At 69.2% G+C, this 26,847-nt stretch carries 17 protein-coding genes and 3 pseudogenes; 4 read left to right on the top strand and 16 right to left on the bottom strand.

Going from position 1 to position 26,847, the window contains the following annotated elements; genetic code table 11:
- Positions 1–22: 22 nt before the first annotated feature.
- From FH715_RS28625 to FH715_RS21800, 7 genes are all read right to left on the bottom strand, one after another.
- Positions 23–331 carry a site-specific integrase gene (locus tag FH715_RS28625; protein WP_246108884.1) on the bottom strand — a complete coding sequence of 103 codons (309 nt, stop codon included), beginning with the start codon at positions 329–331 and terminating at the stop codon, positions 23–25.
- A gap of 484 nt (positions 332–815) precedes the next feature.
- Positions 816–1,268, bottom strand: a complete 453-nt coding sequence (locus FH715_RS21825; RefSeq protein ID WP_139647969.1) for a hypothetical protein — start codon at positions 1,266–1,268, stop codon at positions 816–818.
- Between the two features lie 169 nt (positions 1,269–1,437).
- Positions 1,438–1,854: an Imm10 family immunity protein gene (locus tag FH715_RS21820; protein WP_139647967.1), complete on the bottom strand. Its 417-nt coding sequence runs from the start codon at positions 1,852–1,854 to the stop codon at positions 1,438–1,440.
- A 10-nt stretch (positions 1,855–1,864) separates the two neighbouring features.
- Positions 1,865–6,421 (bottom strand): DUF6531 domain-containing protein, encoded by a 4,557-nt coding sequence (locus FH715_RS21815; protein WP_139647965.1) that lies wholly within the window; start codon positions 6,419–6,421, stop codon positions 1,865–1,867.
- A gap of 1,046 nt (positions 6,422–7,467) precedes the next feature.
- Complete coding sequence (locus FH715_RS21810) at positions 7,468–8,760, bottom strand: sensor histidine kinase (protein ID WP_139647963.1); 1,293 nt, start codon at positions 8,758–8,760, stop codon at positions 7,468–7,470.
- Between the two features lies 1 nt (position 8,761).
- Positions 8,762–9,502 (bottom strand): two-component system response regulator CseB, encoded by a 741-nt coding sequence (gene cseB, locus FH715_RS21805; RefSeq protein ID WP_139647961.1) that lies wholly within the window; start codon positions 9,500–9,502, stop codon positions 8,762–8,764.
- A gap of 96 nt (positions 9,503–9,598) precedes the next feature.
- Entirely contained in the window at positions 9,599–11,173 is a 1,575-nt protein-coding gene (locus FH715_RS21800; protein WP_139647959.1) for a trypsin-like serine protease, read from the bottom strand.
- Positions 11,174–11,394: 221 nt separating this feature from the next.
- Between FH715_RS21800 and FH715_RS21795 the strand changes: the two genes are divergently transcribed.
- Complete coding sequence (locus FH715_RS21795) at positions 11,395–12,183, top strand: class I SAM-dependent methyltransferase (protein ID WP_139647957.1); 789 nt, start codon at positions 11,395–11,397, stop codon at positions 12,181–12,183.
- A gap of 116 nt (positions 12,184–12,299) precedes the next feature.
- Positions 12,300–12,599 (top strand): annotated as a pseudogene (locus tag FH715_RS21790) (cupin domain-containing protein).
- 42 nt (positions 12,600–12,641) lie between these two features.
- Here the strand turns inward: FH715_RS21790 and FH715_RS21785 are convergent.
- Together FH715_RS21785 and FH715_RS21780 are read right to left on the bottom strand one after the other, a co-directional pair.
- On the bottom strand, positions 12,642–13,385 hold the full coding sequence (locus tag FH715_RS21785) for a hypothetical protein (RefSeq protein ID WP_139647955.1): 744 nt from the start codon (positions 13,383–13,385) through the stop codon (positions 12,642–12,644).
- Between the two features lie 915 nt (positions 13,386–14,300).
- Positions 14,301–14,876, bottom strand: a complete 576-nt coding sequence (locus FH715_RS21780) for a CGNR zinc finger domain-containing protein (protein WP_139647953.1) — start codon at positions 14,874–14,876, stop codon at positions 14,301–14,303.
- A 119-nt stretch (positions 14,877–14,995) separates the two neighbouring features.
- Here FH715_RS21780 and FH715_RS21775 point away from each other — a divergent pair, with 119 nt between their 5' ends.
- Positions 14,996–16,231: an MFS transporter gene (locus FH715_RS21775; protein WP_246108889.1), complete on the top strand. Its 1,236-nt coding sequence runs from the start codon at positions 14,996–14,998 to the stop codon at positions 16,229–16,231.
- 351 nt (positions 16,232–16,582) lie between these two features.
- On the opposite strand, the gene FH715_RS29590 is transcribed toward FH715_RS21775, so the two are convergent.
- From FH715_RS29590 to FH715_RS21750, 6 genes and pseudogenes are all read right to left on the bottom strand, one after another.
- A complete protein-coding gene (locus FH715_RS29590) occupies positions 16,583–17,338 on the bottom strand; it encodes a hypothetical protein (protein WP_425472762.1) in 756 nt (251 codons plus the stop codon).
- Positions 17,313–17,538 (bottom strand): annotated as a pseudogene (locus FH715_RS21770) (IS5/IS1182 family transposase); the annotation flags it as partial. The pseudogene FH715_RS21770 and the gene FH715_RS29590, both read right to left, overlap by 26 nt.
- Before the next feature lie 87 nt (positions 17,539–17,625).
- Entirely contained in the window at positions 17,626–18,081 is a 456-nt protein-coding gene (locus tag FH715_RS21765; protein WP_170184789.1) for a hypothetical protein, read from the bottom strand.
- Positions 18,068–22,510 carry an RHS repeat-associated core domain-containing protein gene (locus FH715_RS21760; RefSeq protein ID WP_170184788.1) on the bottom strand — a complete coding sequence of 1,481 codons (4,443 nt, stop codon included), beginning with the start codon at positions 22,508–22,510 and terminating at the stop codon, positions 18,068–18,070. Before FH715_RS21760 ends, FH715_RS21765 begins: the two co-directional genes overlap by 14 nt.
- A gap of 293 nt (positions 22,511–22,803) precedes the next feature.
- Positions 22,804–23,435, bottom strand: a pseudogene (locus FH715_RS21755) (transposase); the annotation flags it as partial.
- A 204-nt stretch (positions 23,436–23,639) separates the two neighbouring features.
- Positions 23,640–24,434, bottom strand: coding sequence for a helix-turn-helix transcriptional regulator (locus tag FH715_RS21750; RefSeq protein WP_139647947.1), 795 nt, complete (start codon positions 24,432–24,434; stop codon positions 23,640–23,642).
- Between the two features lie 187 nt (positions 24,435–24,621).
- On the opposite strand from FH715_RS21750, the gene FH715_RS21745 reads away from it, so the two are divergent.
- Positions 24,622–25,551 (top strand): SDR family NAD(P)-dependent oxidoreductase, encoded by a 930-nt coding sequence (locus tag FH715_RS21745; RefSeq protein ID WP_139647944.1) that lies wholly within the window; start codon positions 24,622–24,624, stop codon positions 25,549–25,551.
- A gap of 303 nt (positions 25,552–25,854) precedes the next feature.
- Here the strand turns inward: FH715_RS21745 and FH715_RS21740 are convergent, their stop codons facing one another.
- Positions 25,855–26,439 (bottom strand): hypothetical protein, encoded by a 585-nt coding sequence (locus FH715_RS21740; protein ID WP_139647942.1) that lies wholly within the window; start codon positions 26,437–26,439, stop codon positions 25,855–25,857.
- Positions 26,440–26,847: the final 408 nt, after the last annotated feature.

Raw genomic sequence — 26,847 nt, 5'->3', positions numbered from 1 at the left:
AGCGGGGAGGTTTCCTCCCGACTCAGCGGGCCTTTCGTCGTTCCCGGTCAAGGACTACCGCACCACTCGGAGATGGCCACCCGTCCCCGTCTTGGGGACCAGGGGGGAGCGCGCCCGGACGATTCCCCATCAGGTGACTGTTGAGCGCCTCTCCTACCTGGAGAATCGAGTCGTTGCTCGGGCGCGGGTAGCGCTGCGTGGTGGCCAGCGACCGGTGCCCGGCGATCTGCCGCGCAACGTGCACCGCAACGCCGGCGTCGGCCATCCACGTCAGCCCGGTGTGCCGTAGGTCGTGGCGACGCAGGTGCTCGTACCCGAGCGCGACGACCACCTCGTCCCAGTGCGTGGCGTCCCGCAGGATGGCCGTTGTGATGCGCCCGCCCCTCGGCCCGGTGAACAGGCGGAGCCATCGGCTTGCCCTCCAGCACGTCCAGACGCCGCGCGACCATCGGCCGGATCGCGGGAATGATGAGTACCGGGCGCCGCCGTTTCCCCTTGGTTCCCTTGTCGAGCGGACCGCCTGGTCCGGGGGTCGTCTGCCGGCAGACCGTCCAGATCCACCGTGAACGGTCGATCTCCTGGCCTCGGAGCCCGCAGCCCGGAGACCTCGCCGATGCGCGTGGCCGTGCAGGCGGCGAAGCGCACGACGTCACCCCAACCCTCGTAGCGGTCGGCGGAGCGGGCGACCAAGGCGTTCGCCAATTCGTCCAGGGCGTCCCAGTCATCCAACGCCGGCGCGCGAGGATCGTCGAGTTCCTCCTCAGCCTGGTGGAACTCGCGCTGCCAGCCGGTCACCCGGGCCGGGTTGGCGTCGATCAGTCCGACCCGAACGGCCTGCTCGAAGACCCTGGCCATGACGGCGAGGGTGTTCTTGATGGTCGCCATACCGTGACCGTCTGCCACCCAAGGCCGGGCTGGTCGTAGCGGGTCACGATCTGTGCCGGGCTCTCCACCAGGTTGGCGCGCTGTCCCGCGTTGAGCCCTTCAGCGAAGGTCCGGAGCAGGCGGGCGGTCCCGACCCAGGCATTGTCGGGCGCGTGGTTGGTGGTCTGCTGGGCCAGTTGGTTGATGGCGTTGATGGTGTCGCTGTCGGCGGCCTCGGGGTGGTGTGTGCGCCAGTAGGCCAGTGTCAGGGTACGGGTGGCGGCCAGGGCTTGGTGGAGTTCTTCGGCTTCTTGCTGGCGCCGTCGGCGCCGCTGTTCGTTCAGCGTCTCCTCATGCAGCCGCCGTTCGAGGGCAGTGGCCGCTGCGAGGTCCTCGGCGGTCACGGTCAGTGCTACCTCGGCCCACAGGAGGCGGACCGGAGTACCGTCGAGGTCGGCCCCGGCAACGCTGGAGGGTCCGCAGCCCTGAGGAGATCGCCGCCGGCATCGAGGTGATCCCCACCTACAGGATGGTGGAAGAGGTCTCCGTGCGCGTGCCGTGGTACGTGGGTGTCTACAGCCCCGTGAGTCGCGGGATCTGGCTGGGGACGCCCCAGGTGACGACGCGGCGGAGCATGGTGGTGAACTCGGCGAGCTCCTCGGGGCTCACCTCGAAGGTGACGTCAAGCGTCGAGTCCTCCAGCCGCAGCGTCTCGCTCTTGGCGGGGGCGAAGCGGAAGCGCGCGGTGGGCGCGGTGAACTCGACGGAGAGCAGCCCGCCGTACACGGTGGCTCCTCCGACGACGATGCAGTAGGTGTTGTCGAAGAGGTCGTTCTCGTCGCGCAGCACGCCCTCCCAGGGGTCTGGCGCGGACCAGACCCGTTGGAAGGCGACAGCGAGGCCAGGATCGGTGCCTTCCGCGAAGGCCGCCTCCAGGACGTCGTCGTACTCGTCCTCGTCCGCTCCGACGATGCGCGCGGTGATGCTCATGTGCGGCTTCCTATGCTTGTCGTGCCCACTGGCCCGCTCCCTCAGGTCCGTCCCAAGAGTAGGTGACGTTCACTCCGAGCTCGTTGACCATCCGGTTCATCGCTCCCCTGCATCGGCTACAGGGTGGTAGCACGGCGTCGATGTAGACGCTCTCGCCTCGCTGGACCGGGATCTCGTTGAAGTAGGGGTCGTTGGGGATGTTGATGCGTGGCCCGGTGGAGGCTCCGGACATGCGCGAGATCCGGTGCTCGGTGTGGGTGACCGCCATGCGGTCGAAGCCGGGCTTGGTCGCCGCTGTCTCGGCCGGGGTGGTGCGTCCGCTCCACAGGCCGTATTCCAGCCGCGTGGTGCCGTTGGGGCTGACGATGCGGACGTCCGCGATGTGGCCGTGGACGGTGTTGGCGTCGGCGCAGACCAGGCCGAGGGGGTCGATCCAGCGCCAGGGGTCGGGGACGTAGGCGTAGGCGTTGGGTGCCGCGGCCAAGCCGAGGGGGTCGGGAGTGAGGTAGCGGGCGTTGTCCGGGTCGTAGTAGCGGAAGAGGTTGTAGTGCAGACCGGACTCGTCGTCCAGGTACTGGCCGGGGAACCGGAGTGGGCAGTGGGCACCGTCGGGGTCCCTGGAAGCGGACCTTCCCCAGAGGGTGCGGCGGTCGCGCCAGGCGAGTTGCCCGTCCTCGTCCACCAGTTCGGTGGGGGTGCCGGCCAGATCGCTGACGATGGCGTAGAAGCGCCGGTCGTATTCCTCCTGGGGTGAGTCGGGGCCCAGGGCGCGTTCGCGCTGGGCGACGACGCGGTGACTGCCGGGGCTCCAGTCCCAGGTGTGGCACGTCTGATCGGCCGAGTCGACCTGTTCGGCGAGTCGGTTGCCGTCCCAGACGAAGTCGACCTGGCGGATGACGCTTCCGTCGTCGCCGAGGTGCTGTTTGGCGATGCGCCGGCCCAGCGGGTCGTAGAGGTAGTGCCAGTGGTGTCCGTCGGGGGTGGTGAGGTCGGTGAGCCGGTCGGCCGCGTCCCAGCTGTAGGTCCAGGCTCGGGTGCCGCCGGAGAGCAGTTTGCGGGTTTGGCGGACGACGCGTCCCTGTGCGTCGTGTGCGTAGAAGGTCCGGCCGGCGCGTCGCAGGCGGGTGCCCTGGTAGGAACGGCCCCCGTCGTCGCCGGACACCGTGCTCGCTCCCCCGGTCTCGGGGAGCGCGGCGTTGGTCAGGTTGCCCGCGGCGTCGTAGGCGTAGCCCTCGGACCAGCCACGTGCCCGGATGGCGGTGACGCGCCCGACGGCGTCGGTGGTCACGTCGCGGGTGCCGTCCGGGTCGGTGAGTGAGGCGAGGGCGCCGGTGGGGGCGTAGCGGAAGGTGCGTTGGTGGATCGTTTCGCCGCCGACGGAGAGAGTCTGGCCGGTGAGGCGTTGGGCGCTGTCCCAGTTCTGGGTGAGCGTGGTTCCCCGGCCGACCTGCCGGGCCGTCTCCCGGCCGCTGGCATCGTGAGTGAAGGTGAGGCTGCCGCCGTCGGCCGTGCGCAGTGCGGTGGGGCGGGAGGCGTCGTCGTGGGTCCAGTGACTGACCGCGCCGTGCGGTGTGCGGCGCTCGGTGCGACGGCCGAGGACGTCGTAGGTGTTGGTCAGGGTGCGCCCGTTGCATGTCTCCGAGAGGACCTGTCCCAACGGGTCACGGTCCAGGAGGAGTTCGACTCCGGGCGCGACGGCCTGGACGAGGTGGCCGGCCTCGTCGCGGGCGTAGGTGGTGGTGTGCTCCTCGGCGTGCACGGCGGTGACCTGGCCACGGATGTCGTGCTCGAAGCGGAGGGTCTGACCGGCGCCGTTGGTGCGTGCGACCAACTGGCCCGCCGGGTCATGGGCATAGCGCAGGACGCGGCCGTCGAAGTCCTGCTCCCGGACCAGTCGACCCGCCGCGTCGTAGGTGTAGGTCCAGGTCAGGCCGAGTTGGTTGGTCACACCGACCAGGCGCAGTTCGGTGTCGTGGGTGAACTCCAGCCGGCTGCCGTCCGGTTCGATCTGGGCGCGGACCAGGCCGAAGTGGCCGACCTCGAAGTGGGTGACCTGGCCGGCGGGGTCGGTGTGGGCGACCAGGTTGCCCTGGCTGTCCCAGCTCCAGTGCTCCGTGGTCCCGTCCGGACGGGTGCGTGACGTGGGCTTTCCGTCGATGGTCCACGTGTGGTGGGTCGTACCGGCCGGGTCGGTGACGGAGGTGACCCGGCCCAGGGCGTCGCGCCGGTAGCTGGTCGTGGCGCCCAACGGGTCGGTCACCGTCCGGGGTAGGCCGGCGGCGTCCGTCTCGATCCGGGTGACCGCTCCCAGGGCATCGGTGACGGCGCTCAGGCCGCCGTTCTCGTCATACTCGTAGCGGGTGGTAGCGCCCACCGGGTCGGTGGAGGACAGGCGGTTGCCGGCCGCGTCGTAGGTCTGTTCCCACCGGAGGCCGCCCGGCTCCGTCAACGCGGTCGGCAGGCCCAGGTCGTTGAAGGTGAGCGTGCTGGTGGCACCGTCCGGAAGCGTGGTGCTGGTGAGGTTGCCGCGTTCGTCGTAGGTGAAGCGCGTGGTGCGGCCCAAGGGGTCGGTGCGGGCGATGATCCCGTGCACGGGGTCCTGCTCGCTGACCGTCTCGTGGCCCAGCGGGTCGGTCTCGCTGACGAGTTGGGAGAACTCGTTGAACTGGTAGCGGATGGTCTGGCCCTGGGAGTCGGTCACCTCGGTGACCCGTTGGGCGCGGTCGTAGGAGAAGGTGCCGGCGAGCAGGCCCTCGGAGCCGGCGACCCGCACCACCCGGCCCTCGGCGTCGAACTCGTAGTCGTAGGCGGTGCCCAGTCGGTCCACCCACCCGGTGACGCGGCCGTCACGGTCGTAGTGGAAGCGCACCGGATCGCCCGCCGGGTCGCGTACCTCCGTAAGCCGACCGGCCTCGTCGTACCCGTAGCGCACCAACTCCTCGCCCGTCGCCTGGAGTCTGAGCGCGGCTATGCGGGTGTCCCGGGTCTCCACCTCGATGTGGTAGCCGGCGGAGTGGCGCAGCGCCAGCGGGGTCCCGTCGGGCGCGCGGTCGATGTCGATGCGTTGGCCGTTGCGGCTGGTGATGGCGGTCAGAGGGAGGGTGGTGACCTCGGCCCGCTGCCACATCCCGGGGACCGGCGCGAAGTGCAGCGTGTGGCCCTCGACCGGATCGCTCAGCTGGAACGCGCCTCCGGCCCGACCGTCCCAGCGCAGTGTGCGCCGGGCACCGGCCAACGGCGGAACATCCTCGTCGGGGCCGGGCACCGGGTACACCAGGATCGCGCCGTCGGGCGCGGCGTAGCACACACCCTGGTCGTCGATCTCCAGCCGCTGGTCCAGCGTGGAGGCCCACGCGTGTCCGAACCAGCCGCCGTGCCGGTAGGAGGAGACGTGGGTCCGGTCGAGAACCAGCGGCAACACGGCCGGCAGGTTCAGGTCGGTCTCCTGGAGGATCATGTCCCCGGTGCAGGGGTCGACCGGGTCGCGGCACTTGAGCCGCTTCACGAAGTCGACAGCGGAGGCGTAGAGGTCGGAGGCGCCTTGCCGCAGCGTCGGGCCCAGCCGACGGATGCCGTTGCCGATGGTTCGCAGACCGTTGCGCGCGGCCGACAGCCCGCCCCGCAGACCACGCGCCAGACCGCCCAGCGTCGTCAGACCCTTCATCCCGGGAATGCAGTCGAGCGCGGCGAACGCGACATCGAGCAGCCCCGCTTTCCCCTGTGCGAACTTGATCAACGTGTCCGCGAGGACGACCACGGCGGCGGCCAGCACCACCCAGGCCAGCGGTCCACCGATGATCAGGACGACGATACCGAGGACGGCGACGACCACCTTGCAGACGGCGACGAGCGTCTCCCAGGCGTCCGTCACCCACTCGATGGCCTTCTCCCACCACTTCTTGTTCTGGATACCGGCGTCGGACGCCTCGTCGATGTCGCGGGCGCACTCCCGTGCCGCCTCCTCGCGCATCTCCTGTGCGTCCTGGGCGAGTTGGCGGGCAGCGGAGAGACGTTCCTCGGCGTCGTCGACCCGGGACCGGGCGGCGCCCGCCGCGGCCTCGGCGGCCTGTCGGTCGCGGGCCGCGGCACGGACGTCGTCCTCGTCCGGCGGCTCGACGTTCTCCCGCTCCCCCTCGCGCTGGAGCCGTTCGGCCTCGTCGCCGGCCCGTCCCACCCAGTCGGTGGCGTCCCCCAACGCCGACTGCGCCGAGGCGAGATCCGCCTGCGCGGAGATCGCCCGATCCAACGCCCGGTCCGCCATGCCCTGCGCGGTCTGGAGCTTCGGCCAGTAGGTCTGGAGGGCCCGCGCGCAGAGGGAATAACTCTCCTCCAGCTTCGTCAGGTTGTCCGGCACGCCATCGAACTCGGCGCGGAAGGCGTCCGCCGACAGCCCCGCCCAGTCCAACACCGCACGCTCAGAGGCCAGGCCACGGATCTTGCCGAGCGCCTCGCCGACGTCGTCAGCGAACTCCTGCAGATCATCGGCCAGTTCCCGTACCTCGTCCGGATCACCAGGGGTGGGGTCCCGGTCCATGTCCACCGGGCTCCAGTCGGACGCACGTACCATGACCTACCTCCAGACAAAGAACTAAGATCATCATAGAAATGGCCGGGACGGAGCGTCAAAGCCGACGACGCACAGTCGCCAACTCGATAGCCCTCCAGCAGTTCGACGTGGCATGGACGAACAGTTCCTCAGCCCGCCCCACTCCCTGACCTCGACCGACCCGATGGCCAAGCACGACTCAACCAGGGGAACACGGCGTGAGTGCGCCGGTCGAAGACCACCGCCCAGGCCGCCACGTGCGGCACCACCCCACTGCCCTGTCGCAGTCCGCGCCCGGCCCGGTACCCGAACCCTGCAACGACGGCGGGCGCCGCCCGGCTAAGCGCAGTGCAACGCCAGCCGGGCCGCCACTTCGATCCGTGGATCTCCCGGGCGATCGCCCGCTTGAGCAGGCGGATGATCTCCTTCTTCGTGCGTCCGGCGGCGATCTGCCGGGCGGCATACCCGCGGATGCGGGCGTCGCTGGACATACGGACGAGAGAGATGCGGTAAAGGTCGGAGTCCGGTCCACGGTCGTCGCCCCGGGAGAAACGGTGACGGTTGGTCCTGCCGCTGGGTGCGGGGACAGGTGCGACGCCGCAGAGCGCCGCGGAGACGCCTCCGTGCGTAGACGGTCAGCGTTGCCGCCGGCGGTGACCAGGAGCTGGGTCGCGGGTCGGGGCCGACACCGAACGCGGCGCGCAGGCCAGGGTTATGCCCGGTGGCGGCAGTGTCCAGGGCGGGGGTGAGGGCCTCGTGTTCTGCGGTCAGAGCCTGGACCCGGCGGGCGAGAGTCTTGAGTGCTGCGGTCCGTCGCCGGTGGGACGAAGGCGGGCGATGGCGGCGAACTGTGTCGTGCCGCTCAAGGCGGAGTACTCGACTCGGATGTCAAGGGGCCGTGGTTTCGAATCCCGCCGTCCCGGCACGGTGCGAGGCTCGTTGAGAGGAAGGAATTCTCCCAGTTCAGCGGGCCTTTCGCGCCTTCCGGTGCAAGGACCACCGCACCGCGCGGGGACGCCCCCGTGCGGGCGGTCAACCGGTCGTCCGCCGGGTGGCGGTGAGGTGCGTCAGTCGCCCGCCCGGGGCAGCCGGAGCGTGGCGACGGCTCCGCCGCCCCCGTCGTCGGCGGCGGCGTTCGAGAAGAGCAGCGAGGCGCCGATGACCTGGGCCTGGCCCGAGGCGAGGGTCAGTCCGAGGCCGTGTCCGCGGCCGCGCTCGGCCGCCCCGGTGCGAAAACGCTGCGGACCTTCGGCGAGGAGGCTGTCGGGATAGCCGGCGCCGTGGTCGCGGACGACGACGGTCGCGCCCTCGACCCCGACCTCGACCGGCCCGGCGCCGTGGCGGTGGGCGTTGACGACCAGGTTGGCGAGGATCCGGTCGAGTCGGCGGGGGTCCGTCTCCACCACGGCGGGCGCGGCGCCGACCGTGAGCCGTGCGTCGAGGCCGGTGCGGGCCAGCGACTCCCGGACCACGTCGGGGAGGGCGACGAGCCGCAGGTCGGCTCGTTCCACGCCGGCGTCGAGGCGGGCGATCTCCAACAGGTCCTCGACGAGGCCGCGCAGCACCCGGACCCGGTTCCTGACGAGGTCGGTCGCCTCGCTCTCCGGGAGCAGTTCGGCGGAGGTGACCAGCCCCATCAGCGGGGTGCGCAGTTCGTGGGCGACGTCGGCGGTGAAGCGCTGCTCGTTGCGCAGCCGGTCCTGCAGGCTGTCGGCCATGGAGTCGACGGTGGCCGAGATCTCGGTGATCTCGTCGCCCGGCCGGCCGCCCACCGCGGTCCTGGCGGCCAGGTCGCCGGAGGCGATACGCCGTGCGGTGCGCGCCACCCGCCGCAGGCGCCGGTTGGGGAGTTCGGCGGCGAGGGCGGACAGGGGCACGATGACGGCCAGCGCGGCCAGGGAGTACGTCCACATGTGCCGGTCGAGGGCGCGGCGGCTGAGCTGGTCGGGGGTCATGTCGACCGAGAGCGCCGCCAGTTGCCCGTCCGGCATCCGTCTGCCGGCCCACATCCGCGGTGCGTACTCGTTGTTCTCGTCGTACAGGGCGCCGCTCCCGTGCTCGCGCACCATCCGGACCAGGTCCGCCGGCATCGCCTCGGGGATATGCACCAGGTCGTCGGCCCCGGTCTCGGCCCCGCCGCCGGTCTCCGTGGAGAGGGCGGTGTCGAGAGCGGTGTACGCACGGGCCACGCCGTCGTTCATCGACCGTTCGTACGTGGTGTCGTGCACCAGCAGCCCGACCGTCAGCGCGATGCCGCAGCACGCCGTGGCCACCAGCAGGGCGATCTTCCAGCGCAGCGAGCGCCAGTGGAACAGGGTCCGCCCGGTTCCCGCGTCGGGCAGGGGCCTCGGGGTCCGCATGTCAGCGCCTCAGTTTGTAGCCGAAGCCCCGAACCGTCTCGATGCGCTCGGCGTCGATCTTCTTTCGCAGCCGCTGCACGCACAGGTCGACCACGCGGCTGTCGCCGTCCCAGTCGTGGTCCCAGACGTTGTGCAGCAGGGTCTGCCGGTCCAGGACGATGCCGGGGTGCGCGGCGAACTCCAGCAGCAGCCGCAGTTCGGTGGGGGCCAGCGAGAGCTGCTCGCCGGCGAGGAACACCTCCAGGCCCGCCGTGTCGATGACCAGGTCCCCGAAGACGAGCCGGGCCGTGGATCCGCCCGCCGTCGCGGCGGCGGGCGGGTCCACGGGCGCGGCGGTCGGCGTGAACCTCGCGCGGCGCAGCAGCGAGCGGATCCTGGCCACCAGCACCGCGGTGTCGACCGGCTTGACGACGTAGTCGTCGGCGCCGGCCTCCAGTCCTGACACGACGTCCAGGTTGTCCCCGCGGGCCGACATCATCAGGATGGGGGCCGTGCTGCTCTCCCGGATCCGGCGGCACAGCCCGATGCCGTCCAGCTCCGGCAGCATGACGTCCAGCAACAGCAGGTCGTGCCCGCCCTCCTCGAACGCTTCGAGCCCGCTCAGCCCGTCACCGGCGGAGGCGACCCGGTAGCCGTAGCGTTCCAGCGCCATCGTGACCGACTTCCGGATCACCTCGTCGTCCTCGACGAGCAGGACCGTCACGGGCGCCGGGGCGTTTCCCCCGGCCGCTGGAACCGACATCTCTCCCCATCGGACGTAGGTGTGGAAGGTCCATGATGCGACGGCGGGGCCTTCACCGCCGAATTGTCGAACGGGTCAGGCTCACCGGGGCAGGGGCTACTGTCCCGTTTCCTGGCCGGCACCGGACGGGGCACCGGTGAGGACGCAACCCTCGCGGGACAGGTCCAGCACCGACCCCTCGGTGAGGCAGTCCGCGATCAGGTGGACCTGCTGGCCGTAGCCGCGGCCCCGCACGGAGGTGACGGTTCCGTCAGAGGCCACTTCGCAGGGGTTGTTGTCGGTGCACTCCTCGCCGTCCCTGTTGTGCGTGTTGTGGATGCCCACGACCGTGTCGCCGTCGGGGGCCAGCAGCGGCGAACCGGAGGTGCCGGGCCAGGGCGCGCAGTCACCGCTGGTCGCGTAACGTATCGAGTTGTCCTGCTGGTAGCCGCCTTCCCGCAGGTGGGGCACCACGGCATCGGCCTCGCAGGAGAGTCGGGCGCTGGTGTACGCCAGGGTCAGCGGGTCACCCGCGCGTACGGGATCAGAGGCGAGTCGGAAGACTTTCGCGCCCTCGGCCTCCAACTGCGCGTAGGTCTTGTCCAGGCGGTAGAGCGCGATGTCGGTGCCGGTCATCGTCGCGTACACCAACCGCTCGGCCCGGGCGGTGGTCCGCGGGTAGCCCTGACGGTCGGCGATCGGCACCTCGCGGTCGGCCGGCTGGTCCACCAGCGCCGCTCCGGGCGCGGGCCGCTCTCCCTCCACGCAGTGACCGTTGGTCAGCAACAGGGCCGGGTCCTCCGGCCGGGAGGCCGGGGTGCTGACCACCGAGCCCGCGCAGGTGCCGAGGTCCGCCGCGCCCTCCACGTTCGGTATGTGGTCGTCGGCGGGCACGTCGGTGCCGGTGATGATGCCGTTGATCCAGTCGGCGTGCCGGGTGACATCGGTGTACAGCGTCTTGCCGCTCGCGTCGGGGCCGCTGACCACACCGGCCACCGCCCACTGGCCGCTCTCGCGGACCAGCGCGGGCCCCCCGGAGTCCATGTTCGACGCGGCGACAGCGCCGTCCTCGCTGCCGACGCACAACTCACCCTCGTCGTGCGAAAGACACGTCGAGCTCGGCTGCACGACGGTGTCGGCCTCCCGCAGCCGCGTGGGGTAACACGCGGGATCGGTACTGTCGTCGCAGGTCATGCCCCAGCCCATGATGCGGACCGGCGAGTTGTCCGCGGGCGTGGACGAGGCGATCGGCACGGGTTCGGCCTCGACCGGGTTCCGCAGGTGCAGCAGCGCCACGTCGCGGCCCCAGAACCCGCCCTCGTCGTGGTTGGTCGCCAGCCGGTAGTAGTGGTCGACCTCGGCGACCTCGCCGCCGGAGTCGGTGTCCAGTGACCCGACCCGGACCTTCCAGCCCTGGGGGACACCCACCTTCGCCCCGGTCGGGTTCCGGCCGGCACAGTGGCTGGCGGTCAGAACCCACTGCGGCGCGAGGACCGACACCCCGCAGCCGTGCTGGTCGTCGCGCGGCGGCGCGGGATAGTCCAATTGGAACGACCCCATGAACGAGTAGGCCTCGGTCGACTCGTCACCGCCCACGACGCCCTGCGCCGGCAGGGCGGTCACCACCGTCGCGCCCGCGGCGACCACCGCCGTCAGAACGGCGACCGCCTTGGAACTTATCCACTCGCGCATCTGCACCCGGCTCCCTTCAACCCCGCCGAGCAAGCGCGCCGACGGATCCGTAACGGAGGGAACGGCGTCCGGCCGCCCCGTCCGGCCTCCGATCCTGAACGCGGCGATCCGCCGCCGGGCCTCACCCGCGTATCGAACGCCGCACGGCCACCGCTCAGTCGTGTATCAACGGGCCCCCGGGGGCGCGGAACCGGAACGCCTCGGCACACGTCCCCCGCACCATGACCTCCAGTCAGCAGCAAGAACACGTGATGTCCGTCAGGCTGGCCTCGCCATCCGCGGAAGGTGTCGATCCGCCGAAGGTCAACGACTACGACGGCTTCGCCAGGGCGTACGCGGCCGTGAACGAGACCAACCTGGTCAACGCCTACTACGAGCGTCCCGCGATGCTGGCTCTCGCCGGAAACGTGGCCGGCCGGCGCGTCCTCGACGCCGGCTGCGGATCGGGGCTCCTCTCCGCCGAACTGCGCGACCGTGGCGCCGTGGTGAGCGGCTTCGACTCCAGCGCCGGGATGCTGGAGCTGGCCCGGCGGCGGCTCGGCGACGACGCGGACCTGCGGGTGACGGACCTGGGCGGCCCGCTTCCCTACCCGGATGACACGTTCGACGATGTCGTCGCGTCCCTGGTGCTGCACTACCCGGAGGACTGGGGGCCAGCCCTGGCCGAGCTGCGACGCGTGCTCAAGCCCGGCGGCCGGCTGATCGCTTCCGTCGACCATCCCTTCGCCGTCGCCCTCATCCACCGCGAGGCCGGCCGCGAGGCCGACTGCGACTACTTCGACACCACGAGGTGGACCTCGGAGTGGACCATCGGCAGCCAGTCCGCCCTGGTGAGTCGCTGGCACAGGCCGCTGCACGCGACGACCGAGGCGTTCCTCGGGGCCGGTTTCCGGATCACGGTCATCAGCGAGCCGGACCCTGATCCCGCCGCCCGCGAACGGTTTCCCGAGACCATCGCGGCCATGCCACGCTTCCTGTCCTTCCTGTTCTTCGTCCTGCGGGCCGAGTAGCGACCGGAACGGCCTCATCCGTCGGCCGCTTCCCGGCGGACCAGGCCCCGCGCGCGAGGGCTTCCGTTCCCTTTCCTTCAAGACCGGCCGACCCCCGCGCGGCGACGATCACCGGCATGGGACTCGTCGACCACACACCCCACGCCATCGACCTGCGCACCACCCCCGTCCACCTATGAGGACTGGGATCGAGGGCACGCCCCGTCGAGGACTTCGCCGGCGACGAACTGATCGTCTGCCTCAGCGGATCGGTCACGGTCATCCGCGACCCGGGCGGGACGCCCGAGCGCGTCGTGCTCGCACCGGGCCAGGCCACCGTCAACCCGGCCGGAACGTGGCACGCCGTCGACATGACGGGCCCGTCCTCCCTCCTGACCGTCACCGCCGGCCTCGGCACCGACCACCGGCCCTACTGACTGAGGGAACGGGAACGTGGACCACTGCCCCGTTGCCGTGATTCATTCGGTCAGGCAGGAAGGAGCGAAGGCGAGAAGGGCGTCGAGGGAGATTTGGCGTGGTGTGCCCTCCTGGGTGTCCCATTCCGCGATGTACCAGGCTCCGTGCCATTCCACGCGCCACACGTGGGCGTGCCGGTTCTCGAACTCGACGAAGCTGCCCGGGGCGTCGTCCATCAGCTGTAGTTCGCGTTCGAGGACGGCAAGGTCGGTGAGGCCCCGTCCCTCGTTCGTGCTGCGCCCCAGTGTCCTGGTGTTCGCGAACCGCATCTTCAGGAAGGGGACCGGGCCGCGCTCCCATCGCGTGACCTGGAGCATGCGGTAGCGCGTGATCGACTCTTCCAGGGTCTCGTCACCGGAGAACTCGCACACGTAGGCCGGGAAGACGACCCGGACCAGCGGTGTCAGCTCGGGCAACTCCACATGGTAGAAGCGGTGCACGGCCGGTGCGGCGCCGGCCACCGCGTCAAAATGTGCCCCGTCCGGTGCGGCGAACCCCGCGGCCGACCCCAGGTGCGGGTTCCTGGCGAAGAGCTCTTCCTCCCGTTCGCGGGCGAACCGCAGGGTCGCTACCGCGAGGTCATCCCGGTAGGAGTCGCGGCTGCTGGTCTGGATGAGTCTGCGTCCGTCGTCGGAGAGCGCGCCGGCGAAGTCAATACCGGGCGCTGGCGACCAGCGCCAAGCGTTGTCGAGGCCGTCGAGTTCCGCCGCGTCGCGGAATCCGGCGACCGTCTCCCGGAAGTTCATGAGATCTCCTTGATCAGCCGCACGAGTACCCCGGTCCGGTCTCCTGGATGTACTGGGCAGTCATCCTGCCCCCACCGGACGAGTTCTGGCCCCATTCCATCGGCTCCAGCCGTCGTGTCTAATCCTTTTAGCAAGTTGGCCACTTGCGATCACGAGCGCTTCACCTGCCACACGTGGCGACCGACCTTGGGACCGCTCTGGGACCGCACGTCATGCACGCTGCCGAACCACCCCGGCTCGACAGCACGTGTAATCGTGCACCCGAACACCGTTGACCTGACGAGACGCCCAACCGCGATGTACTGGGGGGGCAAGGGGTCGTGGGTTCAAATCCCGCCGTCCCGACGGTGTCGAAGGCCCGCTGAGCGGGGAGGTTTCCTCCCGGCTCAGCGGGCCTTTCGTCGTTCCCGGTGTCCAAGCCGTCCTCATCCACACCTCATCGCCCCACCGACCGAACGCCGACGCGTTCACCCGCCCCTCGACGGCGTGGCAGATCGGCGCGGGCCGCGGCCAGCCAGCCTGGTGGGCCCCCTCACCCAGGCCACGCCGACCCCGCTGCTCGCCACCTTCACCACCACACTCACCGATCCGACCCTCGAACCCGCGCCCGTGCCCCCGATACGCACCAGCCGCAGACGACCGGCCTTCCTCCGCCACCCCGAGCCCGGCCCCGCGTCAACGCCAACGGGCGGCGGCCCGAGCCGCTGACGCTCGCGCCGCCGCCCACCACGGCCTCGAAGTACAGATGGCCGGGACTCGGAAGGCCGCAGTCAGTCGCATGGTCACGCCGTGCCACTTGCGCTCAATAAGCCACTTCGCGCGTCGTGTGCGATCGTGCGCAGTGGGCCCCTCCGGATGTGAACGGGGCCGAAGGCGGGGTTTTCTACGAGGAGGAAGGCGCGCCGCAGGGGCGGGTCAGCTGGTGAAGGCGGACCTTTGGTGCTTGCTGGCGAGGAAGCGCTGCTTCTTCTTGCGGTTCCCACACGTGTTCATCTCGCACCATCTCCGCGTGCGGCCTCGACTCACGTCGAAGAACGCGGCGCGGCACGTCGGTGAGGCGCACAGGGAGATCTTTCCGGGACGCTCTCCCGAGATGATGCTGACCGCGTCGGCCGCGATCACGCTGAGGGCGTCCTCGACGGAACGGGAGGCGAGCCGCCACTCCCAGTTTCCCTCGAAGGTCAGGACGGGTGAGGCGTGACCGTGAACGCTGCGGTCGTTGATGACGTGGACAGCCGGAGAGGGAAGCGGTTCCTGTCGCGCGACGGCTGTGGCCGCCGCGTGGATGGCTTCCCTGAGCTCTCGGGCACGGTCGAGTTGGGACGGGGAGCAGGAGTCGACCACGAGTCCGTTGACTGCCAGCCAGTCCACCAGGCGGGATGGCGTGGGGATGCGCTCCACCGGCTCGCCCTGCCGCTCTGTGAGGGTCGCCGTGAAGCTGGTCGCCAGCACCGCGCCGAGGCGGAACTCGGGAACTCGCATCGTGGACATGGAACCATCTTGGCAGGTTCAACCTGGGGGCGCAAGCAGAAGCGGAAGGCGCGGTGCCGCGCGGCGCCCGGACTCGATCCGTCTCCAGAAAAGTTCTCTTTCCGCTGCTCCTGGTGCCGATGTTTCTCGGCGGTGTGGATTCCACGCTGTTCAACTCCATCGCCTACGACCTGCCGGTCCTGACTGATTCGTGGCGACTGTGGTTCATCGACGGCTACACGATCGCGCTGGCCTCGTGCGTCGTTCTCGGGTCGCGCCTGGGCGCGCGGATGGGGCCCGGCGTGACGTTGTCGATCGGCCTTCTCGTGTTCGCTATAGCGAGCGCGGGTCCCGCGCTGCTCGACTCACCGGCGGCATGGACGGCGACCCGCTTCGTGCAGGGCTTCGGCTACGCGCTGATCGTCTCCAGCGTCGCCTCCGTCATCGGTGGGCTACCCAACACCGCCGAGCGCACGCTGGGTTACACCCTGTGGATCACCACATACAGCGTGGGAGCCGGTGTGGGGCCGTTGCTCGGCCGGGTGCTCGTGGACATCGACGCGCACGCGCTGCTGTTCTGGTCTCCGGCGGCGGTCGCTCTGGTGTGCTGTGCCCTCGCGACGCTGAAGTTGCGCGACATGCATCTGGGACAGGCGGCATCGGCCAAGATCGATGTCGCCTCCTCGGCTCTCGCGTTCGTCGGCTTCGGGCTTTTCGTGGCGGGCCTGCAGAGCCACGGCGCCGCACTCGGGCGGGTGCTGGCGACCACCCTCGGCTGTGTTGTCCTGGCGGCCTTCTGCATGCGCCAGCTCCGCTCCAGGGACCCGCTCATCGACGTGCGGATGCTCCCCTTCTCGCGACTGGGCGCCTGTTCGCTCGCACTCGTCGTCGGTTCCGCGTGCTACACCGGGTCGGTCTTCCTCTTCAGCACGACGGCGGATTCGATTCTCTCCGTACTGCCCGTCTCGGTGTTGGCGTTGTGGGTCTCGCTCGGCAGCTACGCGTTCCACAAGGTGCAGTCCCGGTTCTCTCCCGTCCACGTCCTCCAGGTCAGCCTGGTCACCTGTGCGGTCGGACTGGTGGTGGCCGCCTTTGTCGGCCTGTGGCCGGCCAGCTTCCTGATCGGCCTGGGAGTGGGGGTCTCCATGGCGTCCGGAGACGCGTACCTGCTCGGTAGCCTTCCCCCCAGGGACGTGGCACGCGCCGCGGCGCTCCAGGAGACCAGCCTCGCCGTGGGCGCGGCTCTGGGCGTGGCGGGCTTCGGCGGCGTCTTCGCCGCCACCGGCTCGGTCACGGGGACCGCCGTCCTCACCGCCGGCCTCGTCGGCGTCGTCGTGTGGGCTCTCCGTTACCACCGCGGTGTCCTCACGGCATAGCGCATGTTGACGCATTGTCAACGGCCCTCTCGTACCACCGGGTTGGGCGCAGAAGCGCCTCACACGGTGGCGCGGAGCTCGTTCGGGGCGGGCGGGGCCCGAGCCCACGGCTCTCCAACGAGCCGAGCCGCGCCCACCAGACCCCGCGCGTCAAACGCGTGTCCAAGTTTTCCGTCGGCGGGGCCGGGACGACGGCCCTTCCGGTGAGGTCCTGGGCGGCCTCGATCCATCGTTGCAGGTCCCTCTTCTGTCCATGCAGACAGCGGGCGTAGGTACTGAGGAGGACGGGGGCGCTGTTCCCGGCCCACTCGGCCACGTCGGCGGGTGGGGCGCCGTTGTTCAGCCACGTGGTCAGACAGGTGTGCCGCAAGTCGTAGACCCTGCGCCCGAGCGGTGAGGTGTACTCGGCCGGGGTGAGAGTCTCCTCGCGTGCCGGATCACCGAGCCCGCCAGTCGGTCGCCCCTCTTCCCCCGGAACACAGGCGCCTCGTCTCGGAGCCCCTCGCGGTCCATGTGGCCACGCAGAATCTTCACCAGCGCCGGGAGGCAGGGAACAACCCGAACCTCCCCCTCAGCGCGCCCCTTGAGGCGTCGCTCGTCGTGGACCTTGCCAGAGTTCGTCCCGTGCCTGCCTATTTCCGGTGTGGCAGTGTGGACGACCAACTCACCCAACCGGGCGTCGTCTTCGTCATCGGGAGAGCGGATATCCGCGACGCGTAGCGCGACGGCCTCTTCCGGTCGGAGACCGGCGTAGTAGAGGGTGGCGAAGTAGGCGTGGAGACGTTCGCCGCCCCGCGGCCGGCGCTGTACCCAGGCCAGGAGGTCGGCGGTCTGCCTTGGGTTGAGCAGGTACCGCTTGTCGACCGTGGTGGCGGCCTTGAGGCTGGTGCCGTGCCCCTGGGCAATGGGTTCTCCTTCACCACCCCACACCGCACAGCGTGTCCCATGAGGACGTTCAAGACGCGTCGATGCCGCTTCGCCGTGGACGCCGTCGCCCTTGAATCGGCAGTCGCGGAGGATCTTCCAGTTCTTCGTGCGGGCGAAGGCGTGCTCGACGCGGGCCCGGACCTTGCGGTGGGAGACGTTGTGCTCCGAACAGCGAGGCAAGTTGACGCAGAATGAGGCTGTTGCGCCAGTACGCGGCCACCAGCAACACCCGGTCTGCCAACAGCAGCGACCATGGACGGCCCTCGCGGACCGGATCCCTCACGCCGCAGCGCGGTGATGAGCTTGTTGAACTGCCGAGGGCTCAGCCCGGTGAACGGACCTATCCAAGAGGGCTCCGACGCCGTGATCACACCAGCCACGGCAAGATCATCGCACCTCTGACCAGCATTTACGGGACAGCCTCTAGCGGGCCCTACGCTGCGATATCACGGCCGGAGGTCGCTCCTTCAGTCGGAGAAGAAGTCTCGCAGCGCCGTCATGTTGGTCGTCCATTCAGAGATCGGCTGACCCTCCTCACCGACCGTCTCTCGCGGCAGGACCGAGCGCCACGGCACCGCCGGGTCGAAGGGGCAGGTAAGTTCTTCCAGAAAGATGAGGGAATTCTGGACGAACACGGTCTCGTCCGAGCGGTATAGCGGCCAGCAGAAGATGAAATTGCTGGTCGCCGGGTCGGTGATGGATGTCACCAGACACGATGTCGCGGCCGGATCATCGGCAAGAGCGGAGAACGCAACTCGCCAACTGCGACGGTAGTCATCAGCGCTCCAGAAGCTGAGACTCGCGTGGAATTCTTCCTGAAAGTCTCCGATACGGATAACGCCCAGCGCCTCGACCTGCCCTATCGCGTCCGGAGACAGCTGTCCCGGGTCGAGGGTGATAGCGAATACGTCACTTCTTGACATAGTTCAGCGCCGAATCGTAGGTGCCGGTGCGCCTGCCGCGCCTGTCGAACATCTTCCAGCCATCAGCGACATTGTGACCGTCCACATCAGGGGTGATGTAGTTCCTACCGTTGGAGAAGACCGGCTGGCGATGGGAGTCGAACGGTGCCCGATTGGGTGGGATGCGCCGGTCGTAGCCCAATTCCCGTGCACGCTCGGTCACGGACGGCCCGTACACATCCCGGTTCTGCTGGCTGCGTTCCGCGACCATGTCGGGATGGTAGGGGTCGCCTTCCAGCGCAGGGGAGGAAGTGTAGCCGGGCGGAAGGATCTCCTCCCCGGTCAGTCCCAGCGGGTCGGCCAGCGTGCACGGGTTGTGGACGTAACCATAGTGATTCGGCGCCGCCGCGAGCCCCAACGGGTCAGGGGTGGTGAACCGTGCGGTAGCCGGGTCGTAGTGCCGGAAGACGTTGTGGTGCCAACCCGTCTCCCTATCGTGGTATTGCCCTGGGAAGCGCAGTGGCGTCTCGGTGCCACCGGGCAATTCGTGGGTGACAAGGCCCCACAGCGTGGTGTGCGATCGCCAGGCGATAGCCCCGGCCTCATCGACCAGTTCAGTGGGCGTTCCCACCAAGTCGGTGATGATCGCGAAAAAACGGCGATCGATGTCGTCTGATCGCGGTCCCCCGGCGCTGTCCACCTGGACGACGGGGCGCGGCCCCTCGTACTCCCAGGTGCGTGCGACCGACTCGCCGCCAGGCCGACCGGTGCCGGTCTCCTCGACGAGTGTGAAATCGTCCCATGTGAACCGGGTCCGTTCGACAACCCGTCCGTCCTCGGCCAGCCGCTCCTTGGCCACTCGGCGCCCCAGGGGGTCGTAACGGTAGTGCCAGCGCTCGCCGTCGGGAGTGATGGCGAGCACCAGACGGTCTTCGGCATCCCATTCGTATCGCCAGGTCTCGGGCTTTCTGGACAACATCGTCTTCTGACGCGTTACCGTGCGCCCGGCCTGGTCGTACGTGTAGCGGAAGCGGCCGGCGCGCGTGACCCGGCTGCCGGTGAAGGTACGCTCGCCGTCATGCTCCGCAGCACCCGGGAAGCTGCCTCCGCTCCCCGTGAGATGGGCGGCAAGCTGGTTCCCTGCGAGATCATAGGCATACGACTCAGCGCCCCAGGGCCGGGCGACAGCGGTGACGCGGCCAATCTGGTCCAGCGTCAGTTCGTCCACGGTTCCCACCGAGTTGTCGGTGATGCGCCTGAGGTGGTGATCGGACCGATAGGCGTACCCGCGGTCTCGAACCTGCTGCCCGACAAGGGTGAGTGACTGGTTCGTCAGCCGCCCCATGCCGTCCCACCCCTGCCCGAGCACGATGTCGCTACCCAGGCTCCGTTCGGTCAGCCGTCCCTCGGCGTCCCGCCGAAGGCTGAGCGTGCGACCGGCGGTGGTCAGGGTCGCGGCGCGTCCCGCGTCGTCGTAGGCCCAGATGCTGACGACTCCGCCAGGAGTGGTCCGGGAGAGTGGGCGCCCCGTCCCGTCATAGGTGTGGATGAGCGTAAGGCCGTCGACGGTCTCGGACAGGATCCTCCCCAACTGATCGCGTTGGATCCCGAGATGACACGCGGGCTCCTCGGCGGCCGTCAGACGTCCCAGAAGGTCGTAGTCGTAGGTGGTGACCTGATCACCGGCACGCTTCTCAATGATGTTGCCCAGCGAGTCACGACGATAGGTGACGGTTTGGGCGGTGGCATTGGTACGGGAGAGGACCCGGCCCAGGGGGTCGACGGTGTAGGTGCTGGTGCGACCGTCGTAGTCCGTTTCCTCAACCAGGTGACCCGCCGCGTCGTAGACGTACTCCCAGGTGTGCCCCAGAGGGGCGATCACCCGGGTGACGCGGGTCTCCGCGTCACGCAGGAACTCGTAGCGGGCGCCGTCCGGTTCGCTGCGGGCAGTCAGCAGGTCGAACGGACCGTACTCGAAGCGGGTGACACCACCATGCTCATCGACGTGACGCAGAAGGTTACCCTCGGCATCCCACTCCCAGGTCTGCACACCCCCCAGGGGGTCAACTTTTCGCAGCGGTCTGCCATCGGGGGCGTACTCCACACGCTGGCGGGCACCCAGTGGGCTGACCTGTTCAATGACCCGGCCGAAGGCATCCCGGCGGTAGCTGGTCCTCTCACCCAGCGGGTCCGTGGCGGAGAGTGGCAACCCCGCGGCGTCACACTCGAAGCGCGTGGTCTCTCCCGTGGCCTCGGTGAACGAGGACAGACCGCCGTGTTCGTCGTGGGTATAGCGGGTGCGATGTCCTGCCGGATCGAGGACCGCGGTCCGGTTACCCAGTGCGTCGAAGGACTGCCGCCAGAGCGAGCCATCCGCCTCAGTGAGACTGGTGACCAGGCCAAGTTCGTTGTACTCAACCCGCACGGTCCCTCCATTGGGGCGCGTCAAGGCCGCGAGGTGTCCGCTCTCGTCGTACTCGAAGCGGGTCATGTGTCCCAGGGGGTCGGTGACCGTCATGGCGCGGTCATAGCGGTCCCAGGTGCGCAGCGTCTTGCGGCCCAAGGCGTCCGTTTCGGCAACAAGTTGAAAGCAGTCGTTGAACTGGTAAACCTTGGCGTTGCCCAGAGAGTCGATCGCCGTGGTGCGGTGCTCCTCGGGTTCATAGCGGTACCGATACTCAAGCACGCCATAGGTGCCCGTACCGAAGACACATCGCCCGGCTTCGTCATACTCGTAGCGGTACCACACGCCATTCCGGTCCTCCCAACGTGTGAGCCGCTGGGCCTCGTCATACGAGTATTCAAGGGGCAGACCTGACGAATTATAGACCTTCGCGAGGTTTCTCGACTCGTCGTACTCGTACGCTCGCAACAGGGGCTGGCCGGGATGGCTCAGGAGTCGCAACGAGGTGACGCGGCCCTCCAAGACCGCGACACCGACACGATAACCGCCGGAATGCCGCACCTCCGTGGGCACACCATGTTCGTCGTAACTCAGTGTGATTACATTGCCATTGCGATCCTCGATCGCCAGTAGGAGGCACTCGGAAGGGCTGTGCCCGGTAACCGGCGCGAACCGGAACGTCAGACCACTGTCCTGCTGATGGACTCGAAACTCAGAGCCTGGCTGTCCATCCCAACTCAGCGGCCATCGAGAACCTTCAACAGGCAGTACCGGGCTATCCACGTCGGCGAGCGGAACGGGGTAGTGCAGCTCTTTCCCGTCCTCGGCGAGGAACCGGACGCCGTGTTCCTCCAGGATGAGTCGCTGGTCGAGCGTGGAGGCCCAGGTGCGCCCGAAGAGTCGGCCGTCCCGATAGGAGGAAAGGTGATGACGCCGCAGGACCAGGGGGAGGACGCCGGGCAGGTCAAGGTCAGTCGACGGCCACCCCACCTCGCCGGTGGCGAAGTCCACCGGGTCGGGGGAAAAGTTGCGGCGCCCCCAATCCACCGCTCGTTCCCGCACGTTCCGGCCGAGACCGCGTGCCCCCTGTGCGAGCCCACGCAGGCCAGTGCGCCCCGCTGACGCAACTCCACGAAGGCCCCGCGCGAGCCCGCCAAGAGTCGTCAACCCTTTCAGCCCCGGGATACAGTCGAATGCCGCAAACGCCACGTCGAGGAGTCCGGCTTCTCCACGTGCGAACTTGATGAGGGTGTCGGCGAGAACGACGAGAGCGGCGGCCAGGACCACCCAGGCCAGCGGGCCGCCGATGATCATAACGACGACGCCGAGAACGGCGACGATGACCTTGCAGATCTCGACCAGGGTGTCCCAGTTGTCGGTCGCCCACTTGATGGCCTTCTCCCACCAACGCCGGTTCTGGATACCGGCGTCGGAGGCCTCGTCGATGTCGCGGGCGCACTCATGTGCCGCCTCCTCGCGCATCTCCTCGGCTTCCCGGGCAAGTTGGCGCGCAGCAGTGAGGCGCTCCTCCGCGTCACTCGCCTGGGACCTGGCTGCCCCGGCTGCCGCTTGCGCAGCCTGGTGGTCACGGGCCGCAGCGCGAACATCGTCCTCGCTCGGCGGCTCGACGTTCTCCCGTTCGCCCTCACGTTGCAGCCGTTCGGCCTCGTCTCCGGCGCGGCCGACCCAGTCCTCGGCGTCGCCTAACGCCGACTGTGCGGAGGTGAGATCGGACTGCGCGGAGATCGCCCGGTCCAATGCCCGGTCCGCCATGCCCTGCGCGGTCTGGAGCTTCGGCCAATAAGCTTGGAGCGCCTGCGCGCAGAGGGAGTAGCTCTCCTCCAACTTGGTCAGGTTGCCCGGCACACCATCGAACTCGGCACGAAAGGCTTCCGCTGACAGCCCCGCCCAGTCCATCACCGCACGCTCCGAGGCCAAGCCACGGATCTTGCCAAGCGCCTCGCCGACATCGTCAGCGAACTCCTGAAGATCATCGGCCAGTTCCCGAACCTCATCCGGATCGCCGGGCGTGGGGTCCCGTTCCATGTCCACTGGACTCCAGTCGGACGCACGCACCATGCCCCACCCCCAGGACTAGACCTCAGATCACCCTAGATCGCACGCGTACGGAACGTCAAAGTTCACAACTACCAGTTACTGGGACCCCTCCACAGCAAGCCACGCCCGACAGCCACGCAACCGCGGCGATCCGCCCTTCATCAAGGAACAATCCGGGCAGCCAAGAGCTCGTAACACGATCTTTTGATGTGGTGCTGGTGGCCGTGCCCGGTGTGAGGATTGAGCCGTTCGTGGGGGTGTGAGCGACAGGCCGTGGATCGTGGGCGACGCGTTGTGGACGGCGCGCGGTTGACGGTGTGCTGGGTCGGTGTCAGGTCACGGCCTGGTGGGCGCCTGAGGGGTGTCGTCACCGTTGTCCGGCTCCCATGTAGGCGCGGTCGGCGAAGACTGGAACGCCCTGGCATTCGCGGATCCGGAAGATCCGGTGCGTGCGGGCCGCGGTGAGATCGTGCGCGCGGCCGGGCAGCGTCGGCGAGATCCACAGCGGCTTCCCGACGGGGTTAGTCACCACCTGTACGTTCACCCCATGTCGGCGGTGCTTGTGGGAGAAGTCGGCCCGGCTGTCGCCAACCCGGCCGCACTCCGCGAGGGTGCCGTCGAGCAGGACGTAGTCCGGGTTTGCCTCGCGCAGGGCGCGCAGCAGGCCAGGTGCGCGGTCGACGAGCAGGGCGACGACGGCTGACGTGTAGGCGTGGGCGGTGCCGACGTGGATGCCGAACCCGTCAGCAAGCTGGGCGAGGGTGTCGTGCCGGCGCAGGTACACAAGGCCGACCAGGGCACGCTGGTGCGGTGGGAGCTTGCAGCGGCGGTCACCCTCGCGGGTGACGATGAGTATCGTGACCCACTCGACCAGGGCGTGGGGAAGGTCGAGTGCGGCAGAATACCGAACCAACGCGGCTCCCGTGCCTGTGGGTTGAGACTTCGAACACCTCCCCCAACGGCGCAGGAGCCTCGTGCGTTGCGGGCATCGAACCCGTCACCCGATCAGCGGCCACGCTGAAAGAGCTCACTGATCGCCCGCGCCGTGAGGCGGCGCATCGGGACAGGGAGTGACCGTTCCGCATGTGGGTACCGCACTGCGGCGGGGGAACACCTCTCAGGGCTGGTGGGGAGTGAAGAGCAGGACCCAGTGGTCGTTCTCGGGGTCGTGGAGCATTTCGCTGTCGTAGATGAGCGGGCCCTTGGTCGGGTGGTTCACGTGCTTCATCACGGAACTCCAGGTGCCGATCTCGCCCTTCTGCCAGTGGCGGTCGAACTCGGGGCACTTTGTCGTGAGTTCGCGGAACAGGGAGCGGAGGTAGGGGTCTTCGGGGTAGTGGCTGAGTGCTTTGCGGAGTTCGGCGGTGGCTACCCGGGCCAGTTGTTCGGCTCCCTTGGTGCCGAGCACTTTGTCGAGTCCCGTTGCGGTGAATGCCTGGTGGGCGATGTTGCGGCCGAAGCGTCCGTCGCCGAAGAGGGGGCCGAACAGGTCTGCGGCGGCGGTGTTGAAGGCGAGTATGTCGAGGCGGCCGTCGTGGACGGTGACGGGCATGACGTTGTTCAGTCCGTCGAGCAGCTGCCGGAGCCCGGAGCGGATCTTGGTGGTGGGTGCCCGAGAGGGCGGGGTGCGCTCGCCGGCGAGGCGGAAGAGGTGGTCGCGTTCGGGGCTGGAGAGCCGGAACGCCCGGGCCAGTGCGGTGAGGATCTCCCGCGACGGGTGGACGGCGCGGCCCTGTTCGAGGCGGGTGTAGTACTCGACCGAGAGGCCCGCCATGTCGGCGAGTTCCTGACGTCGCAGACCCGGGACGCGGCGGCGGGACAGCGGGGAGGCTCCGGGCCGGTCCGGGGGCGCCGTCCGGGAGCGGTGGTGACGTAGGTACTCGCCCAGGTCTGACCGCTCGTCTCCTCGCATGGGTTCATTGTCCCTCCCCGTGGGGCGAGTTCCCGGTCGGACAGTGGCCCTGTGGATACCAGCCTCAAGGCGGTCTCCCTGACGGTCGGAGACCGCGTCAGGGTCGGTGGTGTCGCAGAACGTGGAACGCGGAACGCGGACGTCGGCGCAGGTCGGCGCCACCGCCCTCAGCTCAGGAGACTCCCCCATGACCACAGCGGAACGATCCCTGATCATGACCGGCGCCACCCGAGGGATCGGCTTCGAGGCCGCGCGGGACATCCTCAGGCGCCGCCCCGACACCCACCTGGTCGTTCTCGGACGGGCCTCCTCCGCCGGCGAGACACTGCCGCTACTGCGCGCGATCTCGCCGCACGTCTCACACGTCGACATCGATCTGGCGAGCAGGGCCGATGTCGCCGCCGCCGGCGCGCGGCTCGAAGACCTCCTGGACTCCGGCGCCCTGCCGCCGCTGTGGGGCCTGGTCCTCAACGCGGGGGTGCACCTGGCCAATGCGCTGGAGACGACGGTCGACGGCTACGAGCGGACGTTCGCCGTGAACGTCATGTCCACCCACCAGCTCCTGCGACAACTCCACCCCCACCTGCGCCCACCGGCCCGCATCGTCGTCACGGTCAGCGACGCGCACTTCGGCGACCTCCGGCACACCGGAGGGACCATGCCCTCGCCCCGGTGGGCCGTCCCGGACATCTCCCGACCTGGCGCGTACGACCGCTCCGGAAACGTCCGGGCCGGCCGCCGTGCGTACGTCACCAGCAAGCTCGGCGGCATCTACCTGGTCCACGAGTGGTCCCGCCAGCTGCCCGAAGGTGTGGACATCGTCGCGTACAACCCCAGCCTGGTCGTCGGAACAGGACTCGCGCGGGAAGCCGGCGGTGCGTTCCCCTTCCTGATGCGGTGGGTCGTCCCGGCACTGGCTGCCACTCCCCTGGTGGACACCACCGTCCCCGCGGGCAGGAAACTCGCCGACGCTGTCCTCGGCACCACCCCCGCCGCGACAGGCGCCTACATTCACCGGACCAAAGCCGTGCCGTCTTCCAAGGAGTCGTACAACCCCGAGCGCGAACGCTCCCTCTGGGACTGGTTGGAACAACTCCCGCAGGAACAGAGCCCGTGAACGGCCAACTGACGTACCGACAGGGGCCTCGTGGCCAACCGGGTGCCGAGGCACACGAGTCGCCAGCCCTCGCAAGAGCCCTCCCCCGACCTCAAAGATGACGTGTCTCTGGGAACGTCTGAGTCTCCACCGCCACGTCTGTTCGCCCACTCGTGCGAATCGACGATGGTCTCCCGGGGACCGCTGGGGGACCACACACCGGCCACGCCGCGAGCATGTCATCAGGTCCCGGGCGGGTGGACGGCACGGCGGGCGACCGGGGGTGGGGCGCGGATCACGCCGGGCGTCACTGGCCCTTCCCCGCTACGCGCGCCGCGACAACCCGCGTCGGCCGCTGATGATGGCGGTGAGGAGGGTGGTGAGCGCCACGATGTAGACCGCGAAGACCCAGGACTCCGGCTCCCAGCTGTCGATCGTCAGCAGCGTGATGACGGCACCGAGGCACACCAGGACATAGAAGAGCAGATTCTCGGACTCGGGGTCGCTCCACGCCTTCCTGATCGTCGGCAGAGCAGCCACCGCGTCGGCCGAGGCGGCGGCGACCACCGCCAGGGACGCTTGTCCCAGACCGAACCAGATGACAAGGGCGATCAGCGCCACAGCCGCACACCCGAGGTCGAAGAGCCCCACACGCACCCGGCTGTGCGCGGTCAGGAGCGCCGACAGAACGACGATGAGTGGCCCCAACCCGGCGGCGAGGGTGAGGGCGGATTGCGGTCCCACCCCCGAACTGAGCTGGGCGAAGAACCCGATCAGCGGCGCGGCGGCCCACAGGGACCATGTCACGAGATTGGGGCGGGCGGCCCCTCGCGCCGTCGCGAACGCGTACCGCAGACTACCGATCAACCCCAGCGCCGCGCCGACGAAAACCCAGTGCGGGTCAAGCATGAGTCCCCTTCCCCGGAAGCCCCTGAGTTTCCCGACAACGCCCCGTTCCGGCGTGGTGGCCATCCTCCCCCACCATGGCCGCTTCGACGCGGGAAGGTCGTCGGCATCGGCCAGAGCATCGCGCGCCTTCCCTGAGCGGGATCCGTCGACCGGTCGAGGTGGCTCCCGATCGGCGAGTACCCTGCGATCGGTGGATCGCCGTCCACCGGGGCCCTGGCCCCGCGCGCCTGTGGAACGTTTCGAAGGGTTGTAGCCGGCTTTGAGATGTGCTAGCGAGGCTCCCCGGAGCCCGGAGCCCGGAGCCCGGAGCCCGGAGCCCGGAGCCCGGAGCCCGGAGCCCGGAGCCCGGAGCCCGGAGCCCGGAGCCCGGAGCCCGGAGCCCGGAGCCCGGAGCCCGGAGCCCGGAGC

This window comes from Streptomyces sedi (assembly GCF_006335015.1).
Classification (GTDB): domain Bacteria; phylum Actinomycetota; class Actinomycetes; order Streptomycetales; family Streptomycetaceae; genus Streptomyces; species Streptomyces sedi.
This window is presented reverse-complemented; position numbering and strand designations above follow the sequence as displayed.

Coding starts and splice junctions, on each gene's coding strand:
- FH715_RS21820 (WP_139647967.1), bottom strand. CDS start 1,854: ATGAGCATCACCGCGCGCATCGTCGGAGCGGACGAGGACGAGTACGAC.
- FH715_RS21815 (WP_139647965.1), bottom strand. CDS start 6,421: ATGGTACGTGCGTCCGACTGGAGCCCGGTGGACATGGACCGGGACCCC.
- FH715_RS21810 (WP_139647963.1), bottom strand. CDS start 8,760: ATGCGGACCCCGAGGCCCCTGCCCGACGCGGGAACCGGGCGGACCCTG.
- cseB (WP_139647961.1), bottom strand. CDS start 9,502: ATGTCGGTTCCAGCGGCCGGGGGAAACGCCCCGGCGCCCGTGACGGTC.
- FH715_RS21800 (WP_139647959.1), bottom strand. CDS start 11,173: ATGCGCGAGTGGATAAGTTCCAAGGCGGTCGCCGTTCTGACGGCGGTG.
- FH715_RS21795 (WP_139647957.1), top strand. CDS start 11,395: ATGACCTCCAGTCAGCAGCAAGAACACGTGATGTCCGTCAGGCTGGCC.
- FH715_RS21785 (WP_139647955.1), bottom strand. CDS start 13,385: ATGAACTTCCGGGAGACGGTCGCCGGATTCCGCGACGCGGCGGAACTC.
- FH715_RS21780 (WP_139647953.1), bottom strand. CDS start 14,876: ATGTCCACGATGCGAGTTCCCGAGTTCCGCCTCGGCGCGGTGCTGGCG.
- FH715_RS21775 (WP_246108889.1), top strand. CDS start 14,996: ATGTTTCTCGGCGGTGTGGATTCCACGCTGTTCAACTCCATCGCCTAC.
- FH715_RS21765 (WP_170184789.1), bottom strand. CDS start 18,081: ATGTCAAGAAGTGACGTATTCGCTATCACCCTCGACCCGGGACAGCTG.
- FH715_RS21760 (WP_170184788.1), bottom strand. CDS start 22,510: ATGGAACGGGACCCCACGCCCGGCGATCCGGATGAGGTTCGGGAACTG.
- FH715_RS21750 (WP_139647947.1), bottom strand. CDS start 24,434: ATGCGAGGAGACGAGCGGTCAGACCTGGGCGAGTACCTACGTCACCAC.
- FH715_RS21745 (WP_139647944.1), top strand. CDS start 24,622: ATGACCACAGCGGAACGATCCCTGATCATGACCGGCGCCACCCGAGGG.
- FH715_RS21740 (WP_139647942.1), bottom strand. CDS start 26,439: ATGCTTGACCCGCACTGGGTTTTCGTCGGCGCGGCGCTGGGGTTGATC.